The organism is Burkholderia sp. MSMB617WGS (genome assembly GCF_001532025.2).
Classification (GTDB): Bacteria; Pseudomonadota; Gammaproteobacteria; order Burkholderiales; family Burkholderiaceae; genus Burkholderia; species Burkholderia savannae.
In genome coordinates, this window is record NZ_CP013458.1 from 1,797,361 (window position 1) to 1,809,445 (window position 12,085).

The following is a 12,085-nucleotide window of genomic DNA, read 5'->3' on the forward strand; positions in this document are numbered from 1 at the left end:
CGCGAATGCGCGGCATCGCGCGAGAGATCGCGCACGAAATCGCGCCGCAGCGCTTTGCGCCCGTCGACAACGGCAACGTTCGTCGATCGGCCGGCGCCGCCGTCGTGCGCTGCAACCGTCATCCGGCCATGCGTCTACGTCGCATGCGCCGGAATCGAACGGCCCCGCTCAAACCCTCTGCACGGCCGCCGCCTTCACGCACACGATCCGCTCGAGCAATTCGCGGCCGCGCGACGTCAGCAGCGAACCCGGCACGATCGGCTGCCCTCGGACCGCCGTCATCGCGAGGCCCATTTCGACGAGAGAAACGAATTCCGGGTCCGCCTCGTCGACGTCCTGGGGCGAACGCGCAATGCACAACAGCGTTGAGAATTCATGGGGCGTCAACATGGTCATGTCTCCGGCATCGAGCGACGTCGGCCCGCCTCGGCCGCTCCGCTCTCGCTTCGTCCGCGATCGAAACTGCGTTCCATCGCACTGTGCAAGTCGAGACGGCGAAAGAAAATCGGCAATTACGAGATAAGCACACAGCGTCCGCGCGCCGGGCTGTAGGAATTTTCCGATTCCACTGCGGATTCGATCGCCGAGCGCGCGAAGATGCGCCGCGGTTCGGCAATTCGCGCGGATGCGCCGATGCGAAACGCGAGCGTTTCGAAAACGTTTTCCCCGTTCCGACCCGGGCTCGCGTGCGCGCACGTGTCGCATCCTGCGCCAGGAAGACACGCGAGCCCGTGACGCCTTTCGCCGGGGGCCGCCGCGATCGGATCGGGCGTAAGCGCTTCATTAGCGATTCGTTTTCGGGCGGCCCGAAACGTGTCGACCGTCGTTCGCTCGCACGCGGTGCGCGCAATCGGATCGCCGGGTCGCCTGCGCTCGGCAAACGATGCGCCGCGCAGCGGCTCGCGAGGATCGCCATCGAATGCGCATCGCGCGCTTCTTCGCCCGAGGCCGATCGCATCGAATCGGAAACGGCCGGCGCTCGAACCTCCGTCGCGCACGCGCCCAGTCGTCGTACGGTATGACCAATCCGCAAAGCCGCGCGGCGTAACGTCATCCGCGATTTCACCGATGCGATTGCGTGCGCAACGATCAGGAATGCGTAAGCATGCCGGCATAAGATTGAAACGTGGCGCTCGCGACGGCCACGCGTCCGCCGCCCGGCGGGCGACGATCCCGATGACGTGAACAACACCCCGAGCGGCGTGCGTCGCATCGCGCGCGCGGCCGGGCATCGTCGCCGCCGCGCGGCTTGCGCGAAGCGGCGGCCTCGATTCTTTCAAGCCGTGGCGACCAGTCGCGACGCGCGTGACCGGGCCCGGCGATCGCCGATCGCCGCCCGGCGCGACGCAACGGTCCGGGGAACAAGCGTCCGGAGTTCGGCCGGATCGCCGCATGCGTTCGCGCGCCGTCGCGACGCACGGCGGCGTACCCGTCGACCACCGGGACACGAAGGCCATAAACAGGTTCGCGCTACGAGGCTTCGCCGATGATCAGGCTGTTGGTGGTGGACCGTCACGCCGTGCTGCGCGACGGCTTGCGACATATTCTCGAAAAATCGGGCGACTTCGCGATCGACGGGGAAGCGGGCGACGCGGCGTCCGCGTTCGAGCTCGTCAAACAAGGCCGCGCCGACGTCGCGCTGCTCGATCAAGACACGCTCGGCCGGGAATGCGTCGACCTGATGCGTCGCATTCGTCAGGCCGCGCCGTCGATACGCATTCTGGTGATGACCGCGCGCGCCAACCAGCGGCACGCGGCCGACGTGTTTCAGGCGGGCGCGTCGGGCTATCTGACGAAGCAAAGCGGCTGCGACGAGCTGATCGCCGCGCTTCACAAGATCGCGTCGGGCGGCGTGTACGTGAGCATGCGCGTCGCCGAGCAACTCGCGGGGAACCTGCATTCGCCGTCGGGCGCGCCGCCGCACGAGCGCTTGTCGAAACGCGAATTCGAAGTGTTCCGCCATCTCGCGTCCGGCGACACGCCCGTCGAGATCGCGCAGGCGCTCGGGATCAGCGCGAAGACCGTCCGGATCTACAAGGCGCACGTGCTCGACAAGCTGGAGCTGCCGAACGAATCGGCGCTCGTTCGCTACGCGGTCGCGCATCGGATCGGCGATCCGCCGTGAACGCCGCCGGGGCGGCAAGCGCGTGGCGTTATCCGTGCGAAGACCGTTCGGATCTGCCGGGTGCACGTGCTCGACAAGCGGGAGTGGCCGAACGAATCGGCGCTCGTTCGTTGCACGGTCGCGCAAAGGATCGGCGATCCGCTGCGCATGTCGCGGATTCGCGAATCGTGCGGCGACGCGCGGTTCTTCACGTGCGCGGCGCGACACCTCACCTTGTCCGCGATTCGTCTTTTGACGCACCTTCGCCGCAAGACTTCATGTCGCGCGCGACTGCGGCCCACACGAAATTCCGCGCACGCACTCGGCTCTATCAGGCTGTTGAAATTGGATACGGTGTAAACGAGCGCTGTGGGCGGTGCGTTAGAGATATCGTGTTCATGATCTCGAAACGTTCTTTACCGAAGTCATGAGTTTGGCCGACAAGCAAGGGCTGCTCTCCAGAGAACACTTCTCGGTGGATGGCACGCTGATCCAGGCATGGGCCAGCCACGCCGACGGTTTCGGCGAACGCGCGAGTGCATTGCGCCTGCTCGACTGCGTGCCGGGTCGTCACGCCAAGACGCTCGGCGCCGACAAGGCTTACGACATGCGCGACTGCCGAGCGCGTAAGGTGACGCCACACGTCGCGCGCAACGACGCGCATCAAGGCGGCAGCGCGATCGACGGCCGCACCTCTCGGCACGTCGGCTATGGCATTAGCCAAGTGATTCGCAAGCGCATCGAAGAGCACTTCGGCTGGGGCAAGAGCGTCGACAGGATTCGACAGACCGCGTATCGCGGCATCACGCGAGTCGACCAGCACTTCAAGCTGACGATGCTGGCGAGCAACCTGACTCGAATGGCTCGAATACTGGCAGCGGTGCCCAAGGGGCAATGCGATGAGCCGCCCAAGCGCAGCCGTTGCGCGGCAACGCGCCGGCCGGCCCGCTCGCAAGCGGGGCATCCGGCACGATCCATCGGCAACTCAGCGGCCAATCGCATACGAAACCCTTTTAAACAGTGCCCCGATCGTCAAAACAAGGCGCTTTTCAACAGCCTGCTAGAGCCGCCGACTCACGCATCGCCGCTCACTCGCGGCGGCCCGGTCGAGCGGTTGCCTCGGCGACGCGGTCGACCCAGCCCCGGTAGAACGCGCGGTACTTGAGCACGAGCTTGTCGTACCTGCTGTACGCGCCGCCGCCGTCCGGCTTCATCCCGTTCCAGATTTTGACGTCGTACCCCGCGGCCTGTCTGGTCTGCAACCCGAACAGCACGAAGTCGGTCGCGCGGCGCAGGACGCCGCCCACCTTCTTGATCGAGATGAGCATGTGCATGACGTTTTTGCCGTCGCTCACCGGCGTCACGCACTGGAGCAGCTTGTATTTGACGTCTCCGTCCAGCGCGACGGTCATGACGCACCCGCCGGGGTAGCCGTCGAAGTGCAGGTTCATCTGCGACATGTTCAGGCCGAACGCGCGCGACAGCATGCCGAGGGGCCCGAAGTAGCGGTTCACGGTGAAGTCAATCCCGGCACCGAACCACGCGCCCGCCCGGGCCAGCGACTCGACCTCCGGCCACTGGCGCCAATCGTCGAAGATCTTGAGCTCGAAGGCCGAGATCGGGAGCGCGTGCACGGGGGTCGCGTGCTGCGCGTCGTAAAAGTTCTCGACGATCCGCAAGACCGCAGTCGTCGTCTCGAACGCGATGTGCAGGTGCATGAAGTCGCCGTTGTCGACGTCGGCCGCGGCGATTTCAGGCAGCGGATGCAGCGGCTGCGGGGAGCCGTACCAGACCCACACATAGCCGTATCGCTCAGCGGTGACCAACGTCGGCTGGCGCGCGCCGCGCGGGACGGGCTCCAGCTGGCGCACCGCCTGGCTGTGGCCGGGGATGTGAACGCACTGGCCGTGCTCGTCGTACCGCCAGTGGTGAAACGGGCACTGGATGCACCCGTCCTTGACCCGCCCGTCGGCCAGGTTCGCGCCGAGGTGCGAGCAGTGGCGGTCCATCACCACGGCCCGCCCGGTCGCGCCGCGCCACGCCACGCACGGACGGCCGAAGAGCGTCAACTCCGTCGGCTTGTCCTTGAGGTCGTCCGAGCGCATCGCGACGTACCAGCTCGCGGCCACGCGCGTGGTCGCGTCGTACGCCCCCGGGGCATGCTCCTTGGTGCCCGCTTGATCCAATTGAACGTCGTTCATCGTTTTCGTGTCGTTGTCGGCCGACTACTTCAGCGCGAGGCCGATGCGGGTCGTGATGTACGCCCTGAGCAGCGCGAACATCGGGTTGTAGTCGAAGTACTTTTTCACCTCTGCCGGCGCGCTGGTTTGCGTCCAGTGCAGCAGCTTCATCGCCGGCAGTAGGCTGTACTTCGAGTTGTTGAGCTGCGGCTTGGCCCCGGTGATGCAGTACCCGAAGCCGAACATCGGCCTGGCGAAGTCTCGTTCGTCGATGAGGGCGTGAATCCGTGCCGCGGCCTCCTCGGCCGGTTTGCGCCCGGCGCTCACGGCCTCGACCTCGGCTTTGGCGTCGTTGAACAACTGGTAGTACCCCTCCATGTCCGCGCACAGGTACCCGAGGTACGGGGGGTTGTTGTCGAGGTGATCGAGGTCGCCCTCGTCGCGCGATGCGCGGAACCTCGCGTGGGCTTGCACGATCCGGAACTGCCCGAGGATCGTGCCGACCGCCCACAGCCTGTGAAACGCGTCCCACAGGCGGAAGTCCGAGAACGCCGTGTAGCAGCAGCTGACGAAGTCGTCGTTGTGGTCCAAAAGCTTCTGCTGCAGGCGCTCGATGTACTCGAAGCGCTCGGGGGAGAAGTCGTCGTCGCGCAGCGCCTTGATGAGGCGCGCCGCGAGCGCGTGGATGGTCACCGCGGTGTTCTCGAGCCCCCGGGAGAAGAGCGGGTCAATGAACCCGTTCGCGTGCAGCATCAGGCAGTAGCGGTCGCCGACGCAGGCGCTCGACGAGAATTGCAGGCGGTCGGTCTTGACCCAGTCGCGCACCGGCACGGCGTCCCGGAACTGCGCCCCGATGCTCGGGAACCGCGCGAGGAACTCGTCGAATTCCTGCTGCGCGGAGATGTCCGTTTTCGGGTAGATACGCGGGTCGAGCTGCAGGCCGACGCTCACCAGGTTGTTGGTCGACCGCGGGTGGTTGTTGAACGGAATCACCCAGAGCCAGCCGCCCGCGAACATGTGGTGCAAGGTCCCCTCGTGCCAGCGCCAGCGCTGCCCCTTGACCTTGAAGATGTCATCGAACGGCTTGACCCCGAGCATGTGCGTGTAGAGGCTGCGTGAGTGCGTCTTGAAGCGACACGGCTCTTCACGGAGCTTGAACTTGGTCGCGAGCGGCGCGCGGGGGCCTCCGCAGTCGATCATGTACCGGCCGGTGAACCGTTCGCCCTGGGCGGTGGTCACCGCGACGCCGTCCTTGTCGGCGTGGTATTCGGTCACGTTCGTCTTCTGGCGGACCGTGCAGCCGTATTTGATGGCGGCCTGCAACAGGTAGGCGTCAACGTCTTGCCGGTAATAATGGCTCTCCGGACCCCACGGCAGCTCGGGAATCACGCACTGCGTGAATTCCTTCGGGTCGTGCTCCTGGCCGGGCTTGTGGAACACGAAGCCGAAGTTGCGCTTGATGCCCGTGCTCGACGCGACGTAACGCTGCGTCGAGTAGAACGACGTGATGCGGTCGAGCTCCGGAATGCCGTAGCGATCGGCGATGATGCGGTTCATGAGAGACGTCTCGGGGATCGACGATTCGCCGATCGTGAACCGCGGGTGCGACGACTCCTCGATGATCAGCACGCGAAACTGTTGGTTGGCCAGGATGGCCCCCATCTGGGTGCCGGACATGCCCGAGCCGAGGATGATCACGTCGAAGTGGTTGTTGTCGCGCCCGTTCGCGGGGCTCTTCTGAGTCATGGGGGCACACTCTCCTTGTGAGATGGAACACATGGCCGCACGCGTCAAGCGTCAGGTGTCAGGGCTCGTCGAGCGCGGCGCGAAGGCGGGACCGCGCGGCACGCGTGAGCGTGAGTAGATCGCCGAGCATGCTGGGCGCGTACCCCCCGCTGCCGATCGTGGGGCCGCTTCGCCCGACTTCGTACGCCCGCTCCGCCAATTTGAGGTGAGGCGCCCGGAAGCGCAGCAGGACCTCGAAGACCCGGTCGAGGGCAGCCAGCCCGGCGCCGACGTGCTCGCCCCGCGCGCCGGCCGCTTGCGCCTCGCCGAGCGCGCGGTCGACGAGCGCTGGCCCCCCGGCGAACCGGGCGTAGACCGCCCTGAACGCGGGAAGCACGTAGGGCAGGTACGTCTCTTTGAATTCTCGATAACCTTGGTGGTCCGATTGCGAACCCCACAGCACGTGCTCCAGCACGAAGAGGGGCATTTCCACGGCACCGGGGCCGAGGTAGCTCTGGCCCCCGACTCGAATCGGTTCGTAGAAGGGGCGGAGCTCGTCGTAGAAGACCTGCACCGAGATGAAACGGTAGGCGTAAACGATCGATTCGACCATTTTATGAAGACAGGCCGCCAGCTCGTCGCACCCTTGCGCGAACGCGGGCGACCGCAGGGGCACGTCGTAGAGCTCGACGGTCACCGCGATGGCCGCCTCGAGGGCCGCCATCGAGATGCGCACGCTCTCGAGCAGGTGCGCTTCGTCGCGCAGCCCGGTGTAGCTCCGCTGCGCGTCGGCCGCCGCGGGGTTCCAGACCGTCACATGCAGGAGCGTCTCGCGCGGCGGCAGGTCGGTCGCGCGCGCCAAGTCGAGCAGCACCGGCTCGAGCCCGGGCACCACGTCCGCGGGCTCGTGTCCGTGCCGCTTGAGCGACCCCAGGAAAAACCCGATGTCCCGCATCGCGGCGGCGGCCTCGACGAAGCCCCAGCCGGAGGGCACGCCACGCGCCGGGAGGAACTCGCGCAACAGGCCAACGATGCCGGGCACATCCTTTTTACGGTTCAGGCCCGGCAGCTGCAGAACGAGCGAGCGCGCCTGCAGCGAATCGCAGGCCGCCACCGCGGCGTGCGTGGCCGCGAATTTGCATACCCGGTCCAGGGTGCGCTCCACTACAGGATTTCCGGCGCCGCGAGCGTCGGCCCGGGCTGGCTGCGAGACCGCCCCGCGTCGCCCTCACGCAGTGACCGCAGGTAGTCGTAGTTCGTCGGCAGGCTCGTCCGCAGACGCTCGGCCTCGCGCCGGATGCGGGCGAACATCGCCTCGGCCTTATCGATCGACTCCGGTCGGTGCCGCAAGAGCGGCAGCGACCGGTCGGGCAGCATGCCCAAGCCGGCAAAGATGCAGTAGTAGTTTCCGTTCAACCAGAAGTTCTTGAATTCGTAGTCGAACGTTTCGTAGTACGTGGAATCGTCGAACGACGTGGTGGTCAGCGGCAGCCCCGCCTTGTAGCGCTGAACCTTCTCCTTGATGGCGTCCGAGAGCCGCAGGTCGTGCCGGTTCGCGAGCCAGAACGGCGTGTCGTCGCGCGACGTGGTGAAATAGTGCGCCTGGACGAAATCCCGGCAGTCGTCGAACATGTGGACGATCTCGGCGTTGAATGCGTCGGCCAACCGCGGGTCGAACGAGGTATCGGGAAAGTGCTTCACGAGCTGGTAAAGCGCCGCGTAGATGAAGTAGATTCCCGTCGATTCCAGGGGCTCCAGAAAGCACGACGACAGCCCGATCGCGACGCAGTTGTTGACCCACGCCCGCCCGTTGCGCCCGACCCGGAACTTGATCTGGTTGAGCGGTTGCTTGTCCGAGAGGCCCCAGAGGTTGAGGAAATCGGCGGTGGCCTGGTCGCGCGAGGTGAACTTGCTCGAGAAGACGTAGCCGCTGCCGAACCGGCCCAGCATCGGAATCTTCCAGGTCCACCCCGAATTCATGGCGATCGCGGAGGTGTACGGCTCGACCCCCACGCGCGCATCGGCGTTGGGCACGGCGCTGGCGACCGCGCTGTCGCACAGCAGGTAGTCGGACATGTCGATGAAGGGCTCCTTCAGGGCCTGGTTGATCAGGAGCCCCCGCATGCCGGAGCAGTCGATGAACAGGTCCGCCTCCAGCGTCCGCCCCTCCTTGGTGGACAGGCTGGAGATGTAGCCGCGGTCGTTCAGGCGAACCTCCACGACCTCGTCGACCATCTGTTTCACCCCGCGTTCGATCGCCCAGCGCTTCAGGAAGTCGGCCACCAGGTGCGCGTCGAAGTGCCACGCGTGGGACATCTGGCGGGTGCCGTCGGGCAGGCACGGCGCCAGCTTGTCGTCGAGCGCCCCGGGCTGCGGGTAGCAGGCGTACTCCATCGGCTGCTGGAAGCCCTGTTCGCGCTTGCGCAGCCAGTAGTGGGTAAGCGGCACGCCGTCACAGTTCGGCACGCTGCCGAACAAATGGTAGAAGTGATCGCCGCGCGAGCGGTCGGGAGACTTCCTCCAGTTCACGAACTTGATGGCGGCCTTGAACGCGCCGTTCACCTGGGGCATCCACTCCCGCTCAGGTATCCCGAGGAAGTCGAAGAACACCTTCTGCAAACTCGGGATGGTCGCCTCGCCCACGCCGATCCGGGGGATCGCCGCAGACTCGATGAGCGTAATGTTCGCCTGCTGTTGGAGCGCCCGGACGAGGTACGAGGCGGCCATCCAGCCCGCGGTGCCGCCGCCCACGATGACGATATGCTTGATCGGGTTGCTCATGACACGCTTCTCATGGGATTTGAAACCTGAATGGATAGTGCCGCCTTATCGAGCTGAACTCGCAACTCGTCCGATAACGCGTCATAACGTGTCTGGCTCATCACGACTAATGACACCGGGAAGGCATAGTGAATCGCAGCGAAGCTCGGCAACTCTCCGTGAAAAGACCTTCCAACCGCCCCATCGCCTGACGACAGCACACCGTCCAGCGCACCGGTCCGCAGCGGCGGACGGACTGCCCCCCCCGACAAGGCTGCCTTGCGGGCGCCAGCCACCTCTCCAGGGCCATGGAGGACGTCCCTCTACGCAATATCCGGGCATCCTTGGCTGCATCCCCGGAGTTTGATCTGAGGCTGTTCCCCTCTCGGTTCAAATAGAAGCGAAATCGAACAATGCGAGGCGCTCATCGCATCGGCGGCGCACCGCGTAAGGGATGCCGCATCAACAGATTGACTTGCCGATGCGGCAATCTCCATTAGCGCATCGAGATGCTCGGACAACGTCAGCTTCCCGAGGCTTGCCGTACCATGCACGTAACCTCTCCGATACACCATAGCAGTGTTCACGATGGCACACCTCGCAAAATTTCATATCAACCTCAATTCATCCAGAGAAATACTTAATCCTTAAAAATATCGACGAATTTTTTCCAAAAACTATTTTATTTTTCAAAAAAATAAATTCACTTTTTCATTTATAGCGTGCGTGCCGATGAAATTATTGAATAAAAATGCGAAATGAACATCTAAATTCACAATAAAGAAATAACGTCGACACCATTTTCGAAACAAATATGTCAATCTTTGCTCATTTAGGTGGTCTTGACCTGCTCCCTGCGTTTAGCAGGGTGTTATGAACTTTGCCGCTGATAAGACAGCCAGAGCGTGGCGCTTGCGTACGTGGATCAGGGCTATACAGGCGAAGCGGCTCGTCAGGCAGCACAAAGCCACGGCATTGAGTTGGAGGTGCTCAACCACACCGAGGCCAAGCGCGGTTTCGTGTTGCTGCCCAGACGCTGAGTGGTCGAGCGCAGCTTCTCATGGGCTGCGCGCTTTCGACGCCTCGCGCGCGACGATGAACGCTTGCCTCACACGCTGGCCGGATTCCATTTCCTCGCCTTTGCCTGTCTAATGCTGCCCAAAATCATCGACTTCATTCATCTAGGTTCATAACAGGCTCTAGCAGGCTGTTGAAAAACTACTTTGAGGGGGATCGCAGATGGTTTTCGCGGGTCGTCCACCTCTTCCCGAAGTCGCGCGAGCGGTTTGTAGAGCGTTTACGAGGTCGGAAATTTTCAGCCGTAGTCCTCGCGAGAGAATTTCAACAGCCTGCTAGCGGTTGAGTACGGAAAACACCAGCGTGCCCGCGAACATCAACAGCACGACCGACGCACCGCGAAGCAGCGTTCCGGTATGTGTGGCCAGAGATCGGCGCGCCGTCAAGACGCCGCCGATGGTAAGCCACATCGAACCGATCGTCACGGTGAGCGCCGTGAAGACCACGATCGAGCAGAGATAGAACGGAACCAATACGAAAGCCTGCGGGGGAAAGATCGCAGTGGCGAACAATAACGCCTTCGGGTTCATGGTCGTCGCGACGAACATGTCGCGAAAGCCGATGGTACCCGACTGGATGTCTTCAAAGCGTGGGCTTTTCCATAGCTGCAGGGCGAGATAGAAAATATAGGCCGAGCTCCCCAGCTTCAGCGCATCGTAAAGCCACGGCCGTGTGGCCGCGAATGTCGCCAGGAAGAAACCCCACAGTGATATCGCGATGCCATAGCCCGATGCCTCTGCAACCAGGAGAGGCGACGATTGCCGGAAGCCGACCTTGATTCCTGAGGACAGCAGCAGGGTATTTGTCGGCCCTGGCGTGGCCAGGACCAGCGAAACGTAGAATGCCATCTTCAACATCACCTGGAATGTCGGCATCTTGCTTCCTTGGTGTCGATGACGGTCGCCACGCGTCGGGGCGAACTGTCGTATTAGTTGCTAGTCATTCTGCATTCGGGCAGCTGTTGGCGTTCACAATAAGCGCTAGTGGTGCTCAGTAACCATGCTAACGGCGATCAAGCGAAAACCGCCTGGTTTCAAGGGGTTGGAGGGGGAATAGCGCATTTGTCACAGCGTTGCCGTTGTGCAACAAATTGTACGTCGCCGACCCGAATGATGCCGCGCATGGAAATTCCTGCTCCTGATTCAAAGTCGACGCAAACACTGTTACCCAATCACACCGATTTTCGCGCCGCAAAGTAAAGCGGCAATTGCCGCGTGCCTGGTTCAATCGCGCGCCCTGAATCGTTTAATTGGGCCCACTACGATCAGGATGACTCCAACAGCCGCGATAAGAACCGGCACGATGAAAACAAACATCACCTGCGTTTCACTTTGAATATGCCACTGGTCAAATCCGCCAATGGCTAGAGGGTGTTATGAACTTTGCCGCCGATAAGACAAGATGTCGGGATGAAAGTAAGCGCCTCACGGCGACCGTCGTAGACGAGGGCGAGAAGCGACATCAAAGTGGTGCCCATCATTTTCGATTTGATGGACATCACCGTGACAGAGCCGGAAGCCAAGCCCGGGAGCCGCAAGGGGCGCCCAAACTATGATCGCGAGTTTCGACGCCGTCTTGCGGCCGCGGCATGCGAGCCGGGTGCTTCGGTCGCAAAGCTGGCGCGCGAGAATGGCATCAATGCAAACATGCTGTTCACGTGGCGGCGTCGCTATCGCGAGCAATTGCTGGCCCAAACGACGTCGCTGATTCCGGTGGCGGTGGTCGATGAAACGCCGGCGCAGCGCGTGACCATGCCCTCGGAAGCTCGGGCAGTGGGCAACCGCACTACTCGAGCCGGGACAATCGAGATTCGATTCGGTGAGGTGGTCGTCAAGGTGGACGGCATTGTGGACGCCGACACGCTACGTGTTGTACTGGGGAGCATGCAATCGTGATCTCTCTTCCCACGGGTACCCGAGTCTGGCTGGTGGCCGGCGTCACCGACATGCGCTGCGGATTCCAAGGGCTGGCGGCGAAGGTGCACACGGCGCTCGAGGACAATGCGCTCAGCGGCAACGTGTTCATCTTCCGGGGCCGGCGCGGCGATCTCGTGAAGCTCATGTGGGCAACCGAGGACGGGCTCTGGCTTCTTGCGAAACGGCTTGAGCGTGGTCGTTTCGTCTGGCCGCAGGCCGATGGCGGCAAGGTTCATCTGACGGCAGCGCAATTGTCCATGTTGCTCGAAGGCATCGATTGGCGGCAACCGCGTCGCACCGCTGCACTGTCGATGTTGTAAACC

General features: G+C 63.3%; 11 protein-coding genes and 2 pseudogenes. 6 read left to right on the top strand and 7 right to left on the bottom strand.

The window, feature by feature from the left end; translation table 11 throughout:
• Positions 1-168 precede the first annotated feature (168 nt).
• Both WT60_RS28750 and WT60_RS34060 read right to left on the bottom strand, forming a co-directional pair.
• Positions 169-390, bottom strand: a complete 222-nt coding sequence (locus WT60_RS28750) for a hypothetical protein (RefSeq protein WP_038753207.1) — start codon at positions 388-390, stop codon at positions 169-171.
• A 122-nt stretch (positions 391-512) separates the two neighbouring features.
• Entirely contained in the window at positions 513-1,280 is a 768-nt protein-coding gene (locus tag WT60_RS34060) for a hypothetical protein (protein ID WP_145986900.1), read from the bottom strand.
• 206 nt (positions 1,281-1,486) lie between these two features.
• Here WT60_RS34060 and WT60_RS28760 point away from each other — a divergent pair, with 206 nt between their 5' ends.
• The 3 genes and pseudogenes from WT60_RS28760 to WT60_RS28770 all read left to right on the top strand — a co-directional run.
• On the top strand, positions 1,487-2,125 hold the full coding sequence (locus tag WT60_RS28760; RefSeq protein WP_038753166.1) for a response regulator transcription factor: 639 nt from the start codon (positions 1,487-1,489) through the stop codon (positions 2,123-2,125).
• Positions 2,126-2,185: 60 nt separating this feature from the next.
• Positions 2,186-2,464, top strand: a complete 279-nt coding sequence (locus tag WT60_RS34825; protein ID WP_059582737.1) for a hypothetical protein — start codon at positions 2,186-2,188, stop codon at positions 2,462-2,464.
• Between the two features lie 37 nt (positions 2,465-2,501).
• A pseudogene (locus WT60_RS28770) lies at positions 2,502-2,993 on the top strand (transposase); the annotation flags it as partial.
• Between the two features lie 199 nt (positions 2,994-3,192).
• Here WT60_RS28770 and WT60_RS28775 read toward each other — a convergent pair.
• The 4 genes from WT60_RS28775 to WT60_RS28790 are packed head-to-tail and all read right to left on the bottom strand — an operon-like array spanning position 3,193 to position 8,790.
• Positions 3,193-4,305 carry a Rieske 2Fe-2S domain-containing protein gene (locus WT60_RS28775; protein ID WP_060355569.1) on the bottom strand — a complete coding sequence of 371 codons (1,113 nt, stop codon included), beginning with the start codon at positions 4,303-4,305 and terminating at the stop codon, positions 3,193-3,195.
• A gap of 24 nt (positions 4,306-4,329) precedes the next feature.
• Positions 4,330-6,030 (bottom strand): tryptophan 7-halogenase, encoded by a 1,701-nt coding sequence (locus WT60_RS28780; RefSeq protein WP_059644483.1) that lies wholly within the window; start codon positions 6,028-6,030, stop codon positions 4,330-4,332.
• Between the two features lie 58 nt (positions 6,031-6,088).
• Positions 6,089-7,174, bottom strand: a complete 1,086-nt coding sequence (locus WT60_RS28785; RefSeq protein WP_060355568.1) for a monodechloroaminopyrrolnitrin synthase PrnB family protein — start codon at positions 7,172-7,174, stop codon at positions 6,089-6,091.
• Entirely contained in the window at positions 7,174-8,790 is a 1,617-nt protein-coding gene (locus tag WT60_RS28790; protein WP_060355567.1) for a tryptophan halogenase family protein, read from the bottom strand. Before WT60_RS28790 ends, WT60_RS28785 begins: the two co-directional genes overlap by 1 nt.
• 890 nt (positions 8,791-9,680) lie before the next feature.
• Here WT60_RS28790 and WT60_RS35480 point away from each other — a divergent pair.
• A pseudogene (locus WT60_RS35480) lies at positions 9,681-9,962 on the top strand (transposase); the annotation flags it as partial.
• Between the two features lie 159 nt (positions 9,963-10,121).
• Here the strand turns inward: WT60_RS35480 and WT60_RS28805 are convergent.
• The gene (locus WT60_RS28805; protein ID WP_060355566.1) at positions 10,122-10,721 is read right to left on the bottom strand and encodes a LysE family translocator; all 600 of its coding nucleotides are present in this window, start codon (positions 10,719-10,721) and stop codon (positions 10,122-10,124) included.
• A 591-nt stretch (positions 10,722-11,312) separates the two neighbouring features.
• Between WT60_RS28805 and WT60_RS28810 the strand changes: the two genes are divergently transcribed.
• Both WT60_RS28810 and tnpB read left to right on the top strand, forming a co-directional pair.
• Positions 11,313-11,741, top strand: a complete 429-nt coding sequence (locus WT60_RS28810; protein WP_231752061.1) for a transposase — start codon at positions 11,313-11,315, stop codon at positions 11,739-11,741.
• Between the two features lie 32 nt (positions 11,742-11,773).
• The gene (tnpB, locus tag WT60_RS28815; protein ID WP_348982041.1) at positions 11,774-12,082 is read left to right on the top strand and encodes an IS66 family insertion sequence element accessory protein TnpB; all 309 of its coding nucleotides are present in this window, start codon (positions 11,774-11,776) and stop codon (positions 12,080-12,082) included.
• The last annotated feature ends 3 nt before the right edge of the window (positions 12,083-12,085 follow it).